Origin of the sequence: Mesorhizobium sp. M1C.F.Ca.ET.210.01.1.1 (assembly GCF_004791585.1) — a bacterium.
GTDB lineage: Bacteria > Pseudomonadota > Alphaproteobacteria > Rhizobiales > Rhizobiaceae > Mesorhizobium.
This window is the reverse complement of sequence record NZ_SRUU01000027.1, coordinates 28594-47682: the sequence shown is the minus strand read 5'-3', so window position 1 is coordinate 47682 and position 19089 is coordinate 28594. Positions and strand designations below refer to the sequence as shown.

The following is a 19089-nucleotide window of genomic DNA, read 5'->3' as shown; positions in this document are numbered from 1 at the left end:
GGTCAGGCGCTCCTGGAAATCGTGGTCGATCCGATCAGGAAGCGTTCCGACAACGGCAGGCTGGCACCACCTAGCGCCCGCGCGTGGATGCCTACGGTTCCTTCGCGCACGATGGGCAGTTTCAGTCCCTCGGCATCGATGCCTGCGATGGCGTCCGTGACCGCATCGACGAGTCGCCGCCGCACCGTGAGGGGCATCCAGCCGTCGATAACAGCCGCTTCGAAATCGATGACCGAGGAGGCCGCGACGATCGCATAGGCGAGCGCCTGCGAGGCGCTGGCGATCCAGTCGTCGAGGTCTGCGCCAATGTCGCCCCAATCCTGCGGCGATGTCCAGAGATACGAGCCGTCGACGCCCTTGGCGCTGAGCGCTTTTTCCAGCATGGCGATCGATGCGACGTCGATCAGCTGCGTCGGCTTGCCGTCCGGCCCCGGCACCGGCATCGAACCCAGCGCGCCGGCATTGCCGGTCGGCCCGCCGAACAGGCGGCCGTTGAGCACGATGCCGCCGCCGGCAAAGGCGCCGATGTAGAAATAGACGAAGTCGCGCGCGGCTCCGGCCTGGCCGAAGACGAGTTCCGCACCGCAGGCCGACGTGGCGTCGTTCTGCAGGTAGACCGGAAACTCGCACTGCATCTGGATGTCGGCGCGGATATCGCGATGGCGCCATTCGTCCATGATCTCGCGCGGCGCGCCGGCCGTATCGGCCCAGCTCCAGAGCTCGAAAGGCATGGCGATGCCGAGCCCGGCAATGCGCTTGTCCTGTGCCGGCGTCAGTTCGCCGCGCATCTTCTTGATGCCGGCGGTGACGAACTCGACCGTCTCGCGCGGCGCCGGATAGCGATAGGAATTGTGCAGCATCGAGCGCACATTGCCGAGGAAGTCGATCAGCACCAGTTCGGCGCTGCGGCGGCCGATCTTGAGGCCAATGAAGAAGGCGCCTTCCGGGTTGAGCGCCATCGGGATCGACGGTTGACCGATCTTACCGCGCAGCGGCGCCTGGCGGACAAGCAGCTTGTCGTCCTCGAGCTCGCGCATGATGACCGATACCGTCTGCGCGGACAGTCCGGTCATGCGCGCAATGTCGGATTTGGCGAGGCTGCCATGCTGGCGCACCAGTGACAGCACCAGCCGTTCATTGTGGTCGCGCATGCCGCTCTGGTTCGTGCCGCGATGCAGGCGGCGCTCCAAAGCCTCGGGCGTACCGTGCCTCGCAATGCCGGTCTCCACCCTGTTCCTCCGTCGGTTTCCCCACACTGCTTTTCGTTCAGAATGAGTGAACGGCGCAAGTCTGTCAATAATAAATAAGAGTGATTTAATTATTGACAGACGCCCCGGACTGGTGTCTTTTGAGGTAGCGTCCACGCTGGGAAAAATGGTTGGATGCGCTTGAGACGCCGGGTAGGCTGGCGTCCGGAATGGTTCCATTGGGAGGAAAAATCGTGACCAAGAAATCGCTGCTGAAATCCACCGTGTTCGCAGCTGCCGGGCTGGGTTTGATGGCGTTCGCCTCGTCCGCATCCGCCGCGGGCGTCGGCGCCTGCCTGATCACCAAGACCGACACCAACCCCTTCTTCGTCAAGATGAAGGAGGGCGCGACCGCCAAGGCCAAGGAACTCGGCGTCGACCTCAAGACCTATGCCGGCAAGATCGACGGCGACAGCGAGAGCCAGGTCGCGGCGATCGAAAGCTGCATCGCCGACGGCGCTAAGGGCATCCTGATCACGGCCTCCGACACCAAGGGCATCGTGCCGACGGTGAAGAAGGCGCGCGATGCCGGCCTGCTGGTGATCGCGCTCGACACGCCGCTCGATCCGATCGACGCCGCCGATGCGACCTTCGCCACCGACAATCTGGAGGCCGGCAAGCTGATCGGCGCCTGGGCTGCCGCCACGCTCGGCGACAAGGCCAAGGACGCCAAGATCGGCTTCCTTGATCTGACCCCCTCGCAGCCGACCGTCGACGTGCTGCGCGACCAGGGCTTCATGATGGGCTACGGCATCGACGTGAAGGACCCGAACAAGATCGGCGACGAGGACGATCCGCGCATCGTTGGTCATGACGTCACCAACGGCAACGAGGAAGGCGGCCGCAAGGCGATGGAGAACCTCCTGCAGAAGGACAACACCATCAACGTCATCCACACCATCAACGAGCCCGCCGCCGTCGGCGCCTACCAGGCCCTCAAGGCCGTCGGTCTCGAAAAGCAGGTGCTGATCGTCTCGGTCGACGGCGGTTGCCCCGGTGTGAAGTCGGTGACCGAAGGCGTGATCGGCGCCACCTCGCAGCAATACCCGCTGCAGATGGCGGCGCTCGGCATCGAGGCAATCGCCAAATACGCCAAGGACGGCACCAAGCCGAAGCCGACCGAAGGCAAGAACTTCTTCGACACCGGCGTCAACCTCGTCACCGACAAGCCCGCGAACGGTGTGAAGTCCATCGACACCAAGGAAGGCCTCGCCAAGTGCTGGGGCTGATGCCGGCCTGACGGCGCATAAACCTTGCGGCTGGGGGCTTGATCCCCGGCCGCATCGGGTGGACGATGCGCTTGCGTAAGCGCTGATAAATCCCGGCAACAGACCGGAATGCGTGAACGGCGCGTGGGGCAATGAGCAAGCTCCGCGCAGACGGGAGGATACATGTCTCAGATGCAGGAATTCGAGAAGGTGCTCACGGGCAGCGACACCAGCGTCGCCGCCTTCGACGAGCACGGCAAGTCGTTCGTCAAGCGCGCCCAGCATTTTCTGCATTCCACGCCCGCGGCGGTGCCGTTGATCGTGCTGGTGCTGTCGATCATCATTTTCGGTATCGCCCTCGGCGGCCGTTTCTTTTCGTCATACACGCTGACGCTGATCCTGCAGCAGATCGCCATCGTCGGTATTCTCGGCGCTGCCCAGACGCTGGTCATCCTGACCGCCGGCATCGATCTGTCGATCGGCGTGATCATGGTGATTTCGGCCGTGATCATGGGCAACTGCGCAATCACCTACGGCATGCCGACCATTCTGGCAGTGGTAATAGGGCTTGCCGCAGGCGGCGCCTGCGGCCTGCTCAACGGTCTGCTGGTCGCCTACATGAAGCTGCCGCCGTTCATCGTCACGCTCGGCACTTGGAACATCGTCATGGCCACGAATTTCATATATTCGGCCAATGAGACGATCCGCGATGCCGACGTCGACGCCCAGGCGCCGCTGCTACACCTCTTCGCACTGAGCTTCAGGGTCGGATCCGCGGTGCTGACCGCCGGCGTGATTGCCATGGTCCTGCTGGTGATGCTGCTCTGGTACGTGCTCAACCACACCGCCTGGGGCCGCCATGTCTATGCCGTCGGCGACGATCCGGAAGCGGCGAAGCTCTCCGGCATCCAGACCAAGACAGTGCTGATGGCTGTCTACACGCTTGCCGGCCTGATCGCCGCCTTCGCGGCCTGGGTCTCGATCGGCCGCAACGGTTCGATTTCGCCGTCCGCAGCCGTCACTGACTATAATCTGCAGGCGATCACTGCGACGGTGATCGGTGGCATCTCGCTCTTTGGCGGCCGCGGCTCGATCCTCGGCACGCTGTTCGGCGCCATGATCGTCGGCGTCGTCTCGATGGGCCTCAACATGCTGGGCGCCGACCCGCAATGGAAAGTGCTGCTCACCGGCGTCCTGATCATCGGCGCCGTGGCGATCGACCAGTGGATCAGAAAGGTTTCGGTGTAACCATGACCCAGCAACCTGTGCTCACCGCGCGCGGTCTCACCAAGCGCTATGGCCGCGTCACCGCGCTCAACGCCTGCGACTTCGATCTCTACCCAGGCGAAATCCTGGCGGTGATCGGCGACAACGGCGCCGGCAAGTCGACCCTGATCAAGGCGATCTCCGGCGCCGTGCATCCCGACGAGGGGGTGATCGAGCTGGACGGCAGGCAGGTCCATTTCAAATCGCCCATCGAAGCCCGCGAGGCAGGCATCGAGACCGTCTACCAGAACCTCGCTTTGTCGCCGGCGCTGTCGATCGCCGACAACATGTTCCTCGGCCGCGAAATCCGTAAGCCCGGGCCGCTGGGAAGCTGGTTCCGAATGCTCGATCGCCCGGCGATGGAAAAACGCGCCCGCGACAAGCTGACCGAGCTCGGGCTGATGACCATCCAGAACATCAGTCAGGCCGTGGAGACGCTCTCGGGCGGCCAGCGCCAGGGCGTCGCGGTGGCGCGCGCCGCAGCCTTTGGCTCCAAGGTGGTGATCATGGACGAGCCGACAGCCGCGCTCGGCGTCAAGGAAAGCCGCCGCGTGCTGGAACTGATCCTCGACGTCAAGAAGCGCGGCCTGCCCATCGTGCTCATCTCGCACAACATGCCGCATGTCTTCGAGGTTGCCGATCGCATCCACATCCACAGGCTTGGACGGCGTCTTTGCGTCGTCGATCCGAAGCAGATTTCGATGTCGGATGCCGTCGCGCTGATGACCGGCGCCAAGAAGCCGCCTGAGGACGCGCTGGCGGCCTAATCCCCATCCACCACACTAAATAGCCGCGGGGGCACCAGATGGACATCGTTGCCTAAATCGATTTGGTATATGCTGCAGCGCGGCAAAGCAGGGTAGGAGAAACGGCGAAAGCCGGTATGATCAGGCCAACCGAACGAGAGGCGATATGACATCCGACATGACGATCGAAGCCCCCGCTCTCGACCATCCCGACCCCAAGACGCTCGCCGAAGAAGTCTTGATGTCGCTGAAATACCGGCTCGGCAAGGACACCACCGTCGCCACGCCCCATGACTGGCTGACCGCCTCGATCAAAGTCGTGCGTGACCGCATCGTCGACAACTGGATCCAGGCGACCAAGGAAGCCTACGACCAGCAGGAAAAGCGCGTCTATTACCTCTCGCTCGAATTCCTGATCGGGCGCCTGATGCGCGACGCCTTCTCAAATCTCGACCTGATGGAGAATATGCGCGAGGCGCTTGCCTCGCTCGGCGTCGATCTCGACCTCATCGCCGGCCTCGAGCCGGACGCAGCTCTCGGCAACGGCGGCCTCGGCCGGCTCGCCGCCTGCTTCATGGAGAGCATGGCGACGGTCGACATCCCCGCGCATGGCTACGGTATCCGCTATGCCAACGGCATGTTCCGCCAGGAAATCCATGACGGCTGGCAGGTCGAATTGCCGGAAACATGGCTCGACCACGGCAACCCTTGGGAGTTCGAACGGCGCGAACGTTCCTTCGAGGTCGGCTTCGGCGGCTCGGTGGAATCGATCACCTCCAAGGACGGCCGGCTGGAGCGCCATGTCTGGAAGCCGACAGAGCATGTTTTGGCCGTCGCCTATGATACGCCGGTCGCGGGTTGGCGGGCGAAGCGAGTCAACACGCTGCGGCTGTGGTCCGGCATGCCGATCGACCCGATCCTGCTCGACAAGTTCAACGCCGGCGACCACATCGGTGCGCTTGCCGAAAGCAACAAGGCTGACGCGCTGTCGCGTGTGCTCTATCCGGCCGATTCCCACATGGCCGGGCAGGAGCTCAGGCTGAGGCAGGAATATTTCTTCTCCACCGCCTCTCTGCAGGACATCCTCCAGCGCCATCTCAGCCAATATGGCGACCTGAAGTCGCTGCCCGACAAGGCCGCGATCCATCTCAATGACACCCATCCGGCGGTCGCCGTGCCGGAGCTGATGCGGCTTCTGATGGACGTCCACGGCATGGATTTCGACCTTGCCTGGGACCTCACCAAGCGCACCTTCGCCTATACCAACCACACACTTCTTCCCGAAGCGCTGGAAAGCTGGCCGGTGCCGCTGTTTGAGCGTCTGCTGCCGCGCCATATGCAGATCGTCTATGCCATCAACGCTGAGGTGCTGCTGGAGGCGCGGGCGACCCGAAAATTCTCGGTCGACCAGATAGCCCGCATTTCGCTGATCCAGGAAAATGGCGACCGCCGCGTGCGGATGGGCAATCTCGCCTTCGTCGGCTCGCATTCGATCAACGGCGTTTCGGCGCTCCACACCGAGCTGATGAAGGAGACAGTGTTCGCTGATCTCCACAAGCTCTATCCCGGCCGCATCAACAACAAGACCAACGGCATCACGCCCAGGCGTTGGCTGATCCAGTGCAATCCAGGCCTCACCGCGCTTGCCCGCGAGGCGATCGGCGACCGCTTCATGGACAATATCGAGGCGATCAAGGATCTTGATCCTCTTGCCGACGATGCCGCCTTCCGCGAAAAGTTTGCCGCGGTGAAGCGGCAGAACAAGGTGAGGCTCTCGAACCTTGTCGCCGACCGGCTCGGCATCAAGCTCGATCCGTCGGCGCTGTTCGACATCCAGGTCAAGCGCATCCATGAATACAAGCGCCAGCTGCTCAACATCCTCGAGGCGATCGCGCTTTACGACCAGATCCGCTCGCATCCGGAGCGGGACTGGATGCCGCGGGTGAAATTCTTCGCCGGCAAGGCGGCGCCCAGCTACCACAACGCCAAGCTCATCATCAAGCTGGCCAACGACGTCGCCAAGGTCATCAACCGCGATCCGGCGGTGCGCGGCCTGCTGAAGGTGGTGTTCGTGCCGAACTACAATGTCAGCCTGGCCGAGCTGATGATGCCGGCCGCCGATCTTTCCGAGCAGATCTCGACCGCCGGCATGGAGGCCTCCGGCACCGGCAACATGAAGTTCGCGCTGAACGGCGCCTTGACCATCGGTACGCTCGACGGCGCCAATGTCGAGATCAAGGAGCACGTCGGCGACGACAACATCTTCATCTTCGGCCTCACCACTGCCGAGGTCGCCGACCGGCGCGCCAACGGCTACAATCCGCGCGGCGTGATCGAGTCCTCGCCGGAACTGTCGCAGGCGGTTTCAGCGATCTCGTCCGGCGTCTTCTCGCCCGACGATCCCAACCGCTACCGCGACCTCATGAATGGTCTCTATCAGAGTGACTGGTTCATGGTGGCGGCCGATTTCGATTCCTATGCGGCCTGCCAGCGCGAGGTCGACGACGTGTGGCGCAACAGTCCCGACTGGTACGCGCGCGCCATCCGCAATGTCGCCCGCGTCGGCTGGTTCTCGTCCGATCGCACCATCCGCCAATACGCGAAAGAAATCTGGAACGTACCTGTCTGATGTGATTGCATGAGGCCACGAACACCGTGGTCGTGCATGTCGCCCAAAAGTGCGTAGCGGTTTTGGGCAAGGATATGGACAAACCAAAAAATAGTTCCCAGGGAGGGACGCTGCCTGATGAGGAAGCCGCGCGCGACCGCTGCGACAAGCGGGCCGGACGGACTGGCGCCAGCCGGCGATGTCGCGGCGATTGTCGCCGGAACGCATGGCGATCCCTTTGCGGTTCTCGGCGTGCATGAAGCCGGCAAAGGCTTTGTCGCCCGCTGCTTCGTGCCCAACGCTGAGTCCGTCACGGCCTATACGCTGACCGGTAAGGAGGTCGGCGAACTCGACCGCAGCCATGATGCCGGCTTCTTCGAGGGCAAGCTTTCGATCCGCAAACATCAGCCGCTGCGCTACCACGCGAAAAACGCCGGGGGCGACTGGTGGCTGACTGATCCCTATTCCTTCGGCCCGGTGCTGGGACCGATGGACGACTACTACATGGCCGAAGGCTCGCACCTAAGGCTCTTCGACAAGCTCGGCGCCCATATCATTGAGCATGAGGGCGCCACCGGTGTGCACTTCGCCGTCTGGGCGCCGAATGCGAGGCGCGTTTCGGTGGTGGGCGCGTTCAACGACTGGGACGGCCGCCGGCACACGATGCGCGACCGCAAGGACACCGGCATCTGGGAACTGTTCATACCCGAGCTTGGCGCCGGCCGGCCCTATAAGTTCGAGATCATCGGCCCCGACGGTGTCAGGCTGCCGCTCAAGGCCGATCCCTTCGCCTTCGAATCCGAGCTGCGTCCGGCGACAGCTTCGGTGACGGCCCCGCCGATGGCGCATAAATGGGGCGACGAAGCGCATCGCAGCTTCTGGCAAAAGGCCGATCCTCGACGCGAGGCGATCTCGATCTACGAGGTCCATGCCGGCTCGTGGCAGCGCCGCGACGACGGCACTTTCCTAACCTGGGACGAGCTCGCCGCGCAGCTGATCCCTTACGTGGTCGACACCGGCTTCACCCATATCGAGTTCCTGCCGATTTCCGAGCATCCTTACGACCCATCCTGGGGTTACCAGACGACCGGCCTCTATGCGCCGACCGCCCGTTTCGGCGATCCCGACGGCTTCGCGCGCTTCGTCGACGGCGCGCATCGCGCCGGCGTCGGCGTCATCCTTGACTGGGTGCCGGCACATTTCCCGGTCGACGAGCATGGGCTGGTGAAGTTCGACGGCACTGCGCTCTACGAGCACGCTGATCCGCGCCAGGGCTTTCATCCCGACTGGAACACCGCGATCTACAATTTCGGCCGCCGCGAGGTGGTGTCGTTCCTCGTCAACAATGCGCTGTTCTGGGCCGAAAAATACCATGTCGACGGCCTGCGCGTCGACGCCGTCGCCTCGATGCTCTACCTCGATTATTCGCGCAAGGCCGGCGAGTGGATCCCCAACGAGAAGGGCGGGCGCGAGAACCTGGAGGCCGTCAGCTTCCTGCAGAAAATGAACAAGGAGCTCTACGGCCACCATCCCGGCGTTATGACGATCGCCGAGGAATCGACTTCATGGCCGAAGGTCTCGCGCCCCGTGCATGAAGACGGTCTCGGCTTCGGCTTCAAGTGGAACATGGGCTTCATGCACGACACGCTGGAGTATTTCTCCAAGGAGCCGATTTATCGCAAGCACCACCACAACGACATCACCTTCGGCCTGATCTACGCATTCTCCGAGAATTTCGTCTTGCCGCTCTCCCACGACGAGGTCGTGCACGGCAAGGGCACATTGCTCAACAAGATGGCCGGCGACGACTGGCAGAAATTCGCCACCCTGCGCGCCTACTACGCCTTCATGTGGGGCTATCCCGGCAAGAAGCTTCTGTTCATGGGGCAGGAATTCGCCCAACGCCGCGAGTGGAGTGAGGAGCGCGCGCTCGACTGGAACCTGCTCGACTTCGCCCCGCACCGCGGCGTCTGGCAGACGGTGCGGGACTTGAACTACCTCTACCGCTCGCGTCCGGCGCTGCATGCGCGCGACTGCGAGCCGGGCGGCTTCTCCTGGCTGATCGTCGACGATCGCGACAACTCGGTCTTCGCCTGGCTGCGCAGCGCGCCGGACGGCAACCCGATCGCCGTCATTTCCAATTTCACGCCTGTGCCGCGCGAGAACTATCGCGTGCCGCTGCCGAAGGCGGGAGAATGGCGCGAGATCATCAACACTGATGCCGCCGAATACGGCGGCTCCGGCATGGGCAATGGCGGCATGGTCGTGGCCAGCAGTGAAGGAGGCGGCACGTCGGCGACGATGCTGTTGCCACCGCTGTCGACGATCATGCTGGAATTCGTCGCGGACTGAAGCAGATGATATCTCATCTGGCCAAGGCAATGGTCCGGGCAGCTTACTTGGGAGGGTAACAATGGCAGATATCAAGAGAACCCAGCCGCTGGCGCGTGATGCCATGGCCTATGTGCTTGCCGGCGGCCGCGGCAGCCGCCTCAAGGAGCTGACCGACCGGCGCGCCAAGCCTGCGGTCTATTTCGGCGGCAAGACGCGTATCATCGATTTTGCGCTCTCCAATGCGTTGAACTCCGGCATCCGCCGCCTTGGCGTCGCCACGCAGTACAAGGCGCACTCGCTGATCCGCCACCTGCAACGCGGCTGGAACTTCCTCAGGCCTGAGCGAAACGAGAGCTTCGACATCCTGCCGGCCTCGCAGCGCGTCTCCGAAACGCAGTGGTACGAGGGCACGGCGGACGCCGTCTACCAGAACATCGACATCATCGAGGCCTACGGCCCCGAATACATGGTGATCCTCGCCGGCGACCACATCTACAAGATGGACTACGAGCTGATGCTACGCCAGCACGTCGACGCCAATGCCGACGTCACCGTCGGCTGTCTCGAAGTGCCGCGCATGGAGGCAACCGGCTTCGGCGTCATGCATGTCGATGGCAAGGACAACATCATCGCCTTCGTCGAAAAACCCGCCGATCCGCCCGGCATCCCCGACAAGCCGGAGTTCGCCCTGGCATCGATGGGCATCTATGTCTTCAAGACCAAGTTCCTGATGGAGCAGCTGCGCCGCGACGCCGCCGAACCTGGTTCCAGCCGCGACTTCGGCAAGGATATCATCCCCTATATCGTCCAGCACGGTAAGGCGATCGCCCACCGCTTTGCCAAGTCCTGCGTGCGCTCTTCGCATGAGGCCGAGCCGTACTGGCGCGATGTAGGAACGGTGGACGCCTATTGGGAAGCCAATATCGACCTGACCGACATCACGCCCGAGCTCGACCTCTACGACCGCGACTGGCCGATCTGGACCTATGCCGAATTGAAGCCGCCGGCAAAATTCGTGCACGACGAGGACGGCCGCCGCGGCGAGGCGATCTCCTCTCTGGTGTCCGGGGACTGCATCGTCTCCGGCGCATCGCTGCGCCGCAGCCTGATCTTCACCGGGGCGCGCATTAACTCCTATTCCAAGCTCGAGGAGGTGGTGATGTTGCCCGACGTCCAGGTCGGCCGCAACGCGCGCCTCAAGCGCGTCGTCATCGACCACGGCGTGCACATTCCGGAAGGACTGGTGGTGGGCGAGGACCCAGCGCTCGACGCCAAGCGCTTCCGCGTTTCGGAAAAGGGCATCTGCCTGATCACGCAGGACATGATTAACAAGTTGTCGACTTGACCAGGTCGATCAACAAGCTGTCAACCTGATAGGGTTGATCAGCAAGTTGTCAGTTTGATCACCAGGCTGTCATTTTAACATCGGAATGTGGAACGCATGCAGGTTCTGTCGGTCACGCCCGAAATCTTCCCGCTGATCAAGACCGGCGGGCTTGCCGACGTGACAGGCGCGCTGCCGATCGCGCTTTCCGGCAAGGGCGTGGCGATGCGCACGCTGGTTCCCGGCTATCCGGTGGTGATGGAGGCTTTCAAGAAAAAGAAGGCTGTTTACCAGTATCCGCTGCTGCAGGGCGGCAAGGCTTCGATCCATGCCGTCAAGATCGGCGAGCTCGACCTTTTCGTGCTCGACGCGCCGCATCTCTTCGACCGCCAGGGCGGCCCCTATGGTACCGTCTCCGGCTCCGACTGGCCCGACAACTGGCGGCGCTTCGCGGCGCTGAGCCAGGTCGGCGGCGACATCGCCGGAGGGGCGATCTCCGGCTACCAGCCCGATATCGTGCACGCCCATGACTGGCAGTCGGCGATGACGCTCGCCTATATGCGCTACGGCAAGGCGGTCGGCGTGCCGTCGCTGATCACCGTGCACAATCTTGCCTTCCAGGGCCAGTTCGGTGCCGGTATCTTCGGCGAACTCGGCCTGCCGGCCGTGGCGATGCAGCTCGACGGCGTCGAATATTATGGCGGCGTCGGCTATCTCAAGGCGGGCCTGCAGGCCGCCTGGGCGATCACCACGGTGAGCCCGACCTATGCGCAGGAAATCCGCTCGCCGGAATTTGGCATGGGCCTCGACGGCTTGATCAACATGCGCGCCACCGACCTCTACGGCATCGTCAACGGCATCGATGTCGACATCTGGAATCCGGCGACCGACAAGCATCTGGTCGCCAACTATTCGGCCGACACGCTTGCGGCGCGCGCCAAAAACCGCAAAGCCGTCGAGGAGCGCTTCAATCTCGAGAGCGACGACAGCCCGATCGTTTGCGTCGTCAGCCGGCTGACCTGGCAGAAGGGCATGGACATACTGGCCGCGGTTGTCGACGGCGTTGTTCAGCGCGGGGCACGGCTGGCGGTCCTGGGTTCAGGCGATGCCGGCCTCGAAGGCTCGCTGCTCGCCGCCGCCGCGCGGCACCGCGGCCGTGTCGGCGTCGTCATCGGCTATGATGAAGGCCTCTCGCACGTCATGCAAGGCGGCTGCGACGCCATCGTCATCCCCTCGCGCTTCGAGCCTTGCGGGCTGACGCAGCTTTACGGCCTGCGCTATGGCTGCGTGCCGATCGTCGCCCGCACCGGCGGTCTTGCCGACACCATCATCGATGCCAACGAGGCAGCGCTTTCGGCAGGGGTTGCCACCGGCTTCCAGTTCGCGCCCAACAATGGCGGCGCGCTGCTGCATGCCATCCGCCAGTTGGTCGAGGCTCATGCCAATCCCAAGGCCTGGGCCTCGATCCAGCGCCAGGGCATGAAGGCCGATGTCTCGTGGGACAAGAGCGCCGAGAAATATGTCGAACTCTATCGCTTGCTGCTTTCGAAAAGGGCTGCCTGAGGCATGATCAAAACCGTCCCCACCAAACCCTATAACGACCAGAAACCCGGCACGTCGGGCCTGCGCAAGAAGGTGCCGGTCTTCCAGCAGGAGCACTATGCCGAGAACTTCATCCAGTCGATCTTCGACGCGCTGGAGGGTTTCGAGGGCAAGACGCTGGTGATCGGCGGCGACGGGCGCTTCTACAATCGCGAGGTCATCCAAAAGGCGATCGCCATGGCCGCCGCCAACGGCTTCGGCAAGGTGATGGTCGGGCAGGGCGGCATCCTGTCGACGCCTGCCGCCTCCAACATCATCCGCAAATACAAGACCTTCGGCGGCATCATCCTGTCGGCCAGCCACAATCCGGGCGGCCCGCATGAGGACTTCGGCATCAAGTACAATGCCGGCAATGGCGGCCCGGCGCCGGAGAAGATCACCGACGCGATCTTCGAAAAGACCAAGACGATCTCGAGCTTCAAGATCGCCGACATCGGCGCCGTCGACATCGACACGATCGGCACCGTTAAAGCCGGCGGCATGACTGTCGAGGTCTTCGACCCGGTCAAAGACTATGCCGAGCTGATGGAGAGCCTGTTCGATTTCGACGCCATCCGCGCCAACTTCAAATATGGCTTCCGCATGCTCTTCGACGCCATGCATGCGGTGACCGGCCCTTATGCCAAGGAAATCCTCGAGCGCCGGCTCGGCGCGCCCAACGGCACCTGCCGCAACTTCAAGCCGCTGCCGGATTTCGGCGGCCATCACCCCGATCCGAACCTGGTCCATGCCAAGCATCTCTATGACGAGATGATGGGGCCGGACGCGCCGGATTTCGGCGCCGCTTCCGATGGCGACGGCGACCGCAACCTGATCATCGGCAAGGGCATCTTCGTCACCCCGTCGGATTCGGTGGCGATGCTTGCCGCCAACGCGCATCTGGCGCCGGGCTATAAGGAAGGCCTGAAAGGCATCGCCCGCTCGATGCCGACCAGTGGCGCGGCCGACCGCGTGGCGGAAAAGCTCGGCATCGGCATTTACGAGACGCCGACCGGCTGGAAGTTCTTCGGCAACCTGCTCGACGCCGGCATGGCGACGATCTGCGGCGAGGAAAGCGCCGGCACCGGCTCCAACCATGTGCGCGAGAAGGACGGGCTGTGGGCCGTGCTTTTGTGGCTCAACATCCTCGCCGTGCGCGGCGAAAGCTGCAAGGACATCGTCACCAGGCACTGGGAAACCTACGGCCGCAACTACTATTCGCGTCACGACTACGAGGAGGTCGAGACCGAGCGGGCGAACAAGCTGGTCGATGAACTGCGCGCCAAGCTCGGCTCGCTGCCCGGCACCAGCGTGCGCGGCATGAAGATCGCCAGCGCCGACGACTTCGCCTATCACGACCCGGTCGACGGCTCGGTGAGCAAGAACCAGGGCATCCGGATCCTGTTCGAAGGCGGCTCGCGCGTCGTCTTCCGGCTCTCCGGCACCGGCACGTCCGGCGCAACGCTGCGCGTCTACATCGAGCGCTACGAGCCGGATAAGACCAGGCACGATCTCGACACGCAGGAAGCGCTCGCCGACCTCATCGCCGCCGCCGACGACATCGCCGGCATCAAGAGCCACACCGGCCGCAACAAGCCGAGCGTGATTACTTGAGTGCAACAGGGTGCTCCACTTCTTCCCCTTGTGAGAGAAGAAGGCGGAGCGAAGTTCGGTCGGATAAGGGTGCTCCAGCTTGGCACAGACCTGCGCAATCAGCAGCAACCGACACCAGATGCACTTCGAAGGGACACGCCATCATTGACAACGTCAAAATGCCCAGATATCAAGCTAAATTAGCTAGATATCAAGGCGATTGACCAGATATGGAGGCTGGCTCTTGGCTCGTTCGGAACGGGAAAGCGCGATACGAAGGCCACTTACTGCCATGCTCGGCGTCGACTCGAACCTTAGGGTTCTCCGCACGCTGGTGGAGCATGGTGGCCTGCTTGCGGCCTCGGAGATCGTTCGCTGGAGCCGGCTATCTCGGGAAAGCGTACGGCTCGGACTTCTCGCGCTCGAATCCCTGGGGATTGTAGCCGCATCGGGATCGGGGCATTCGAGGCTGTACCGCTTTGATGACAGCCACTATCTCGCTCCTGCGTTGGCGGCCCTCTTCAAAGCCGAAAGCAACCGTTTTGCGGCGATCCTGGACGCTGTGCGCCAAAGTGCGGCGCAAAGACCCGTCTTCAGTCTTTTCGTCTATGGCAGCGCGGCTCGCGGGGATGACGATCCAGACAGCGACCTCGACATCGGCCTCATTGCCCGAGCGGATGATCTTGCTGAAGCGGTGGAAGGCCTCCGTGAAGCGCTCAGGGATCCGGCCGAGAGGCTGGTCTTCCTCCCCAACGTCGTCGGCCTCGACTTCGATGATGTCCGACGCCTCGCGAGGGACAAGGATCCATGGTGGGAAAACGTCAAGCAGGACGCGATCGTCCTTGCTGGAAGCCGCCCCGAAGACGCAGCATCGTTCCAAGAGGCGCTGCATGGCTAGGGTCAGATCCACCAAAACGAAAGACGCTGCTTATGTCACCAGCAGACTCGTGATCGCCCGCGGGTTCCTTAAAGACGCGCGAAACAGCAACCTCGTTGCTGATCCAGGTGACATCGGAAACCCTTCCATGTCGACGGTCATCAACTGTGCGATAGCCTATTCCGATGCCTTGACGGCCAGGTTCCGCGGCGAAGTCAACCAGGACGACCACCAGGCCGTCGTCAAGCTCTTGCGGGCGGCTCTGGGTAAGGCTCTTCCTGCGAAGCAAGAAGCGAGCCTGCGTGCACTTCTGGAGCAGAAGGACGAGGTCCAGTACGGATCAAGGGCCAAGACTCGAAATGATGCCGAAAAGGCATTGGAGCGCCTAGAAGAGTTCGCCGCATGGGCCGAGCAGCAACTCGCTCTTTGAGAAGGACCGGTAATCCTGTTTTCTGTTGTCCTCGCAGTGCGTTGGCGGCGGTTGCTACCGAATTGCGAAGACCTGCGTTCAACTCGCTGATGCCCCATTCCTTCCAAAACCCCCCATCCGTCTCGGCGCTGCACGCCAATCCCGCTTCTCCGGCAAGGAGAGAAGGAAAGGATGGGAGGTGCCCGTGAGCCAACTCGGCGCCATCGTCACCAGCGAAGGCATTCGCTTTGCGGTGTGGTCATCGTCGTCGAGACGCTCGTGGGTCTCTATCTTCGATGACACCGGCGCGTGCGAGGTCGAACGGCTGGAACTGAGGCCGGAAGGCGAGGGAGTATTTGCGGTGTTCGCCCCCGGCTTTGCCGCTGGCACGCGCTATGGTTTTCGCGCCGATGGAGACTATGCGCCCGAACATGGCTTCTGGTTCGATCCGGACAAGCTGCTGACCGATCCCTATGCCATCGAAATCGACCGGCCGTATCGATATCATTGGCGGCTTGCAGCTAAACGCAAAGAAGGTGTCGACACCGCCCCATTGATGCCGAAGGCGATAGCACGTCCGTTGCCCAAGCCGCTGCCTTCGAAGCCACCACTGTTCCAGCCCGGCGGCCTGATCTACGAGTTCAACGTCCGCTCCTTCACCAGGCTGCACCCGGACGTGCCGGAAGCACACCGCGGCACCGTCGCGGCGCTCGCCCATCCGGCCATCATCGAGCATCTCAAGCGCCTCGGCGTTTCCGCCGTCGAGTTGATGCCGATCACAGCCTCGATCGACGAGCGGCATCTGCCGCCGCTGGGGCTCTCCAACGCCTGGGGCTACAACCCCGTCACCTTCATGGCGCTCGACCCGCGCCTGGCGCCCGGCGGCCTTGTGGAATTGCGCGACACCGTCGCGGCTCTGCGCAAGGCCGGCATCGGCACCATCCTCGACCTCGTCTTCAACCACACCGGCGAAAGCGACCGGCTCGGCCCGACGCTGTCGCTTCGCGGTCTCGATGCGCAGGCCTATTACCGCCATCTGCCGGGCGGCAGGCTTGCCAACGACACCGGCACCGGCAACACGCTCGCCTGCGACCATCCGGTCGTGCGCGAAATGGTGCTCGACACGCTCCGCCATTTCGTGCGTTTCGCCGGCGTCGACGGTTTCCGCTTCGACCTGGCGCCGGTGCTCGGCCGGGTCGATGGGACGTTCGACGCGAATGCGCCGCTGCTCGAAGCCATCGCCGGCGATCCCGTGCTCTGCGACCGGGTGCTGATCGCAGAGCCCTGGGACATCGGTCCGAACGGCTACCAGCTCGGCAATTTCCGCTCGCCATATCTTGAATGGAACGACCGCTACCGCGACGATGTCCGGCGCTTCTGGCGCGGCGACGCGGGCGTGATCGGCGCTTTGGCCACGCGGCTGGCCGGCTCGTCCGACGTGTTCGGCAGGGAAGGCCAGACGGTGAGCCGCAGCGTCAACTTCATCGCCGCGCATGACGGCATGACGCTGGCCGATCTCGTCGCCTACGAGAAAAAGCACAACGCAGGCAATGGCGAGCAGAACCGCGACGGCCACAACGACAATCTATCGTGGAACAATGGCGTCGAGGGCGAGACGGACGACGCCCAGATCGGCGAGGCCCGATTCGACGACCAGCGCGCGCTGCTTGCGACGCTCTTTGCCTCGCGCGGCACCATCATGCTGACCGCCGGCGACGAGTTCGGCAGAACGCAGCAGGGCAACAACAACGCCTATGCGCAGGACAACGCCATCACCTGGCTCGATTGGGCCGACCGAGATGAGGCGCTCGAGCGATACACTTTGGCTCTCTCCGCGATGCGCCGCGCCTTCCCGGCGCTGTCGGACACCCATTTCCTGACCGGGGAGCCGTCCGATGCTTCAGCCATCCCGGACGTTACCTGGCTGACGGAGACGGGCGCGCCGCTCGGTGAGTCCGACTGGAACGATCCCGGTCGACATCGCCTCGTCATGCTGCTCGGCGATAGCGGCGGCGGCCGCCTGGCCGTCATCGTCAATGGCGACCGCCGCCAATGCGTCTTCACCTTGTACGCGCGAGATGGATTTGAGTGGCGCCCAGCGAGCGAAACGCAGCCGGTCGATCTTGCGCGGCCGCTGCCCGGCCGCAGCGTGAATTTTATGATCGAGCGCCGAGTGACGAAGGCCGGCGCCGGAAAGGGTTCGTAATGGCCGATGGCAATACCGAATGGTGGCGTGGCTGCGTGATCTACCAGGTCTATCCGCGCTCCTTCCAGGACACGACCGGCGACGGCGGCGGTGACCTCAAGGGCATCACCACGCGGCTAGCACATGTCGCTTCGCTCGGCGTCGATGCGGTGTGGCTCTCGCCCATCTTCAAGTCGCCGATGGCTGACATGGGCTACGACGTGTCGGACTATCGCGACATCGATCCGATCTTCGGCTCGCTGGAGGATTTCGACGCGCTGGTCGCCGAAGCGCATCGGCTCGGCCTGAAGCTCATCATCGACCAGGTGATCTCGCATTCGTCCGACAGGCACGAATGGTTCGTCGAAAGCCGCGCCAGCCGCGACAATGCCAAGGCCGATTGGTATGTCTGGGCCGACGCCAAGCCGGACGGCAGCGCGCCCAACAACTGGCAATCGCTGTTCGGCGGTCCCGCCTGGGAGTGGGACGCCACCCGCCGTCAGTATTACATGCACAATTTCCTGGCCGCGCAGCCCGACCTCAACTTTCACACACCGGATGTGCAGGACGCGGTCCTCGACACCGTGCGCTTCTGGCTGGAGCGCGGCGTCGACGGTTTTCGGCTGGATACCGTCAACTACTATGTCCATGACCGCTGGCTGCGCGACAATCCGCCCTTGGCCTCTAGCGTCGCCGGCACCAATGGCGCCACCACCACCTATGCTTTCCAGGAGCATCTCTTCGACAAGACGCGCCCAGAGAACCTCGACTTCCTGAAGCGTTTCCGCGCGCTGCTTGACGAGTACCCGGATCGCGCGGCGGTCGGCGAGGTGGGCGACGAGGAACGCTCCCTGCAGACGCTCGCCGCCTACACGTCTGGCGGCGACAAATTGCAGATGTGCTACACCTTCGACCTGCTCGGACCGCAATTCTCGGCGGCGCATGTGCGAGGCTGCGTCGAGGCCTTCGAGACTGCTGTTGCTGACGGCTGGGTATGCTGGGCCTTCTCCAACCACGACGTGGTGCGCCATGTCAGCCGCTGGACGCGGCCCGGCGGGAACCCGGACACGGTGGCGAAATTCGCGATCGCGCTGCTTTGCTCTCTGCGCGGCTCGATCTGCCTCTACCAGGGCGAGGAGCTTGGGCTGGAGGAGGCCGAGCTTGCCTATGAGGATCTGCGCGATCCGCTGGGCATCCGCTTCTGGCCGGGCGTGAAGGGCAGGGACGGCGGCCGCACCCCGATGGTCTGGGAAGCAGGCGCCGAAAACGCCGGCTTCTCGCCCGTCAGGCCCTGGCTGCCGGTGCCGCAGGCGCATCGCGCCCGCGCGGTCGATGTGCAGAACGGCGAAGATGGCTCGGTGCTCGCCGCCTATCGCTTGGTCCTGGCCCTGCGCAAGCGCCATCCGGCGCTGATCAGCGGCTCGATCCGCTTTCTCGAGACGGATGGCGACGTGCTGGCCTTCGTCCGACAGCAGGCCGGCGAGAGATTGCTCTGCGTCTTCAATTTCACCGCCGATCCGGTGGAGTGGACCTTGCCCGACGATCTCGGTCACGTCGAGTCGATCGACCTGCCGATCGATACTGCCGGCGTTCTCCAAGAGGCGGTGCTGATGCTGCCGGCGCTGGGCGGCTTCCTCGGCCGGATTTCCTGACGGCTCGCCGGACGAGCACCGAGCGTCCGCAGGCATCATATGCCTCCGACCCGGATCGT

The 19089-nt window shown here is 63.4% G+C and carries 13 protein-coding genes; 12 read left to right on the top strand and 1 reads right to left on the bottom strand.

Features of this window, described 5'->3' with window-relative positions:
* Positions 1–2 precede the first annotated feature (2 nt).
* Complete coding sequence (locus EN853_RS25040) at positions 3–1229, bottom strand: ROK family transcriptional regulator (RefSeq protein ID WP_127861852.1); 1227 nt, start codon at positions 1227–1229, stop codon at positions 3–5.
* Positions 1230–1498: 269 nt separating this feature from the next.
* On the opposite strand from EN853_RS25040, the gene EN853_RS25035 reads away from it, so the two are divergent.
* From EN853_RS25035 to EN853_RS24980, 12 genes are all read left to right on the top strand, one after another.
* Entirely contained in the window at positions 1499–2476 is a 978-nt protein-coding gene (locus EN853_RS25035) for a sugar ABC transporter substrate-binding protein (RefSeq protein WP_189401805.1), read from the top strand.
* A gap of 162 nt (positions 2477–2638) precedes the next feature.
* Complete coding sequence (locus EN853_RS25030; protein ID WP_127861854.1) at positions 2639–3703, top strand: ABC transporter permease; 1065 nt, start codon at positions 2639–2641, stop codon at positions 3701–3703.
* A 2-nt stretch (positions 3704–3705) separates the two neighbouring features.
* On the top strand, positions 3706–4488 hold the full coding sequence (locus tag EN853_RS25025; RefSeq protein ID WP_127861855.1) for an ATP-binding cassette domain-containing protein: 783 nt from the start codon (positions 3706–3708) through the stop codon (positions 4486–4488).
* A gap of 145 nt (positions 4489–4633) precedes the next feature.
* Positions 4634–7096, top strand: coding sequence for a glycogen/starch/alpha-glucan phosphorylase (locus EN853_RS25020; protein WP_127861856.1), 2463 nt, complete (start codon positions 4634–4636; stop codon positions 7094–7096).
* Positions 7097–7213: 117 nt separating this feature from the next.
* Positions 7214–9427 carry a 1,4-alpha-glucan branching protein GlgB gene (gene glgB, locus EN853_RS25015; RefSeq protein WP_127861857.1) on the top strand — a complete coding sequence of 738 codons (2214 nt, stop codon included), beginning with the start codon at positions 7214–7216 and terminating at the stop codon, positions 9425–9427.
* A gap of 61 nt (positions 9428–9488) precedes the next feature.
* On the top strand, positions 9489–10754 hold the full coding sequence (glgC, locus tag EN853_RS25010) for a glucose-1-phosphate adenylyltransferase (RefSeq protein ID WP_127861858.1): 1266 nt from the start codon (positions 9489–9491) through the stop codon (positions 10752–10754).
* Between the two features lie 96 nt (positions 10755–10850).
* Positions 10851–12296 carry a glycogen synthase GlgA gene (gene glgA / locus EN853_RS25005; RefSeq protein ID WP_127861859.1) on the top strand — a complete coding sequence of 482 codons (1446 nt, stop codon included), beginning with the start codon at positions 10851–10853 and terminating at the stop codon, positions 12294–12296.
* A gap of 3 nt (positions 12297–12299) precedes the next feature.
* Positions 12300–13928 (top strand): alpha-D-glucose phosphate-specific phosphoglucomutase, encoded by a 1629-nt coding sequence (locus EN853_RS25000; RefSeq protein ID WP_127861860.1) that lies wholly within the window; start codon positions 12300–12302, stop codon positions 13926–13928.
* Between the two features lie 271 nt (positions 13929–14199).
* Positions 14200–14805: a nucleotidyltransferase domain-containing protein gene (locus EN853_RS24995; RefSeq protein WP_245517178.1), complete on the top strand. Its 606-nt coding sequence runs from the start codon at positions 14200–14202 to the stop codon at positions 14803–14805.
* Positions 14798–15214: a hypothetical protein gene (locus EN853_RS24990; protein WP_127861862.1), complete on the top strand. Its 417-nt coding sequence runs from the start codon at positions 14798–14800 to the stop codon at positions 15212–15214. The genes EN853_RS24995 and EN853_RS24990 overlap by 8 nt, the downstream gene beginning before the upstream one ends.
* Before the next feature lie 184 nt (positions 15215–15398).
* On the top strand, positions 15399–17399 hold the full coding sequence (gene glgX / locus EN853_RS24985; protein ID WP_127861863.1) for a glycogen debranching protein GlgX: 2001 nt from the start codon (positions 15399–15401) through the stop codon (positions 17397–17399).
* Positions 17399–19030 (top strand): alpha-glucosidase family protein, encoded by a 1632-nt coding sequence (locus EN853_RS24980; RefSeq protein WP_127861864.1) that lies wholly within the window; start codon positions 17399–17401, stop codon positions 19028–19030. The genes glgX and EN853_RS24980 overlap by 1 nt, the downstream gene beginning before the upstream one ends.
* The last annotated feature ends 59 nt before the right edge of the window (positions 19031–19089 follow it).

Coding starts and splice junctions, on each gene's coding strand:
- EN853_RS25035 (WP_189401805.1), top strand. CDS start 1,499: ATGGCGTTCGCCTCGTCCGCATCCGCCGCGGGCGTCGGCGCCTGCCTG.
- EN853_RS25030 (WP_127861854.1), top strand. CDS start 2,639: ATGTCTCAGATGCAGGAATTCGAGAAGGTGCTCACGGGCAGCGACACC.
- EN853_RS25025 (WP_127861855.1), top strand. CDS start 3,706: ATGACCCAGCAACCTGTGCTCACCGCGCGCGGTCTCACCAAGCGCTAT.
- EN853_RS25020 (WP_127861856.1), top strand. CDS start 4,634: ATGACATCCGACATGACGATCGAAGCCCCCGCTCTCGACCATCCCGAC.
- glgB (WP_127861857.1), top strand. CDS start 7,214: ATGAGGAAGCCGCGCGCGACCGCTGCGACAAGCGGGCCGGACGGACTG.
- glgC (WP_127861858.1), top strand. CDS start 9,489: ATGGCAGATATCAAGAGAACCCAGCCGCTGGCGCGTGATGCCATGGCC.
- glgA (WP_127861859.1), top strand. CDS start 10,851: ATGCAGGTTCTGTCGGTCACGCCCGAAATCTTCCCGCTGATCAAGACC.
- EN853_RS25000 (WP_127861860.1), top strand. CDS start 12,300: ATGATCAAAACCGTCCCCACCAAACCCTATAACGACCAGAAACCCGGC.
- EN853_RS24995 (WP_245517178.1), top strand. CDS start 14,200: ATGCTCGGCGTCGACTCGAACCTTAGGGTTCTCCGCACGCTGGTGGAG.
- EN853_RS24990 (WP_127861862.1), top strand. CDS start 14,798: ATGGCTAGGGTCAGATCCACCAAAACGAAAGACGCTGCTTATGTCACC.
- EN853_RS24980 (WP_127861864.1), top strand. CDS start 17,399: ATGGCCGATGGCAATACCGAATGGTGGCGTGGCTGCGTGATCTACCAG.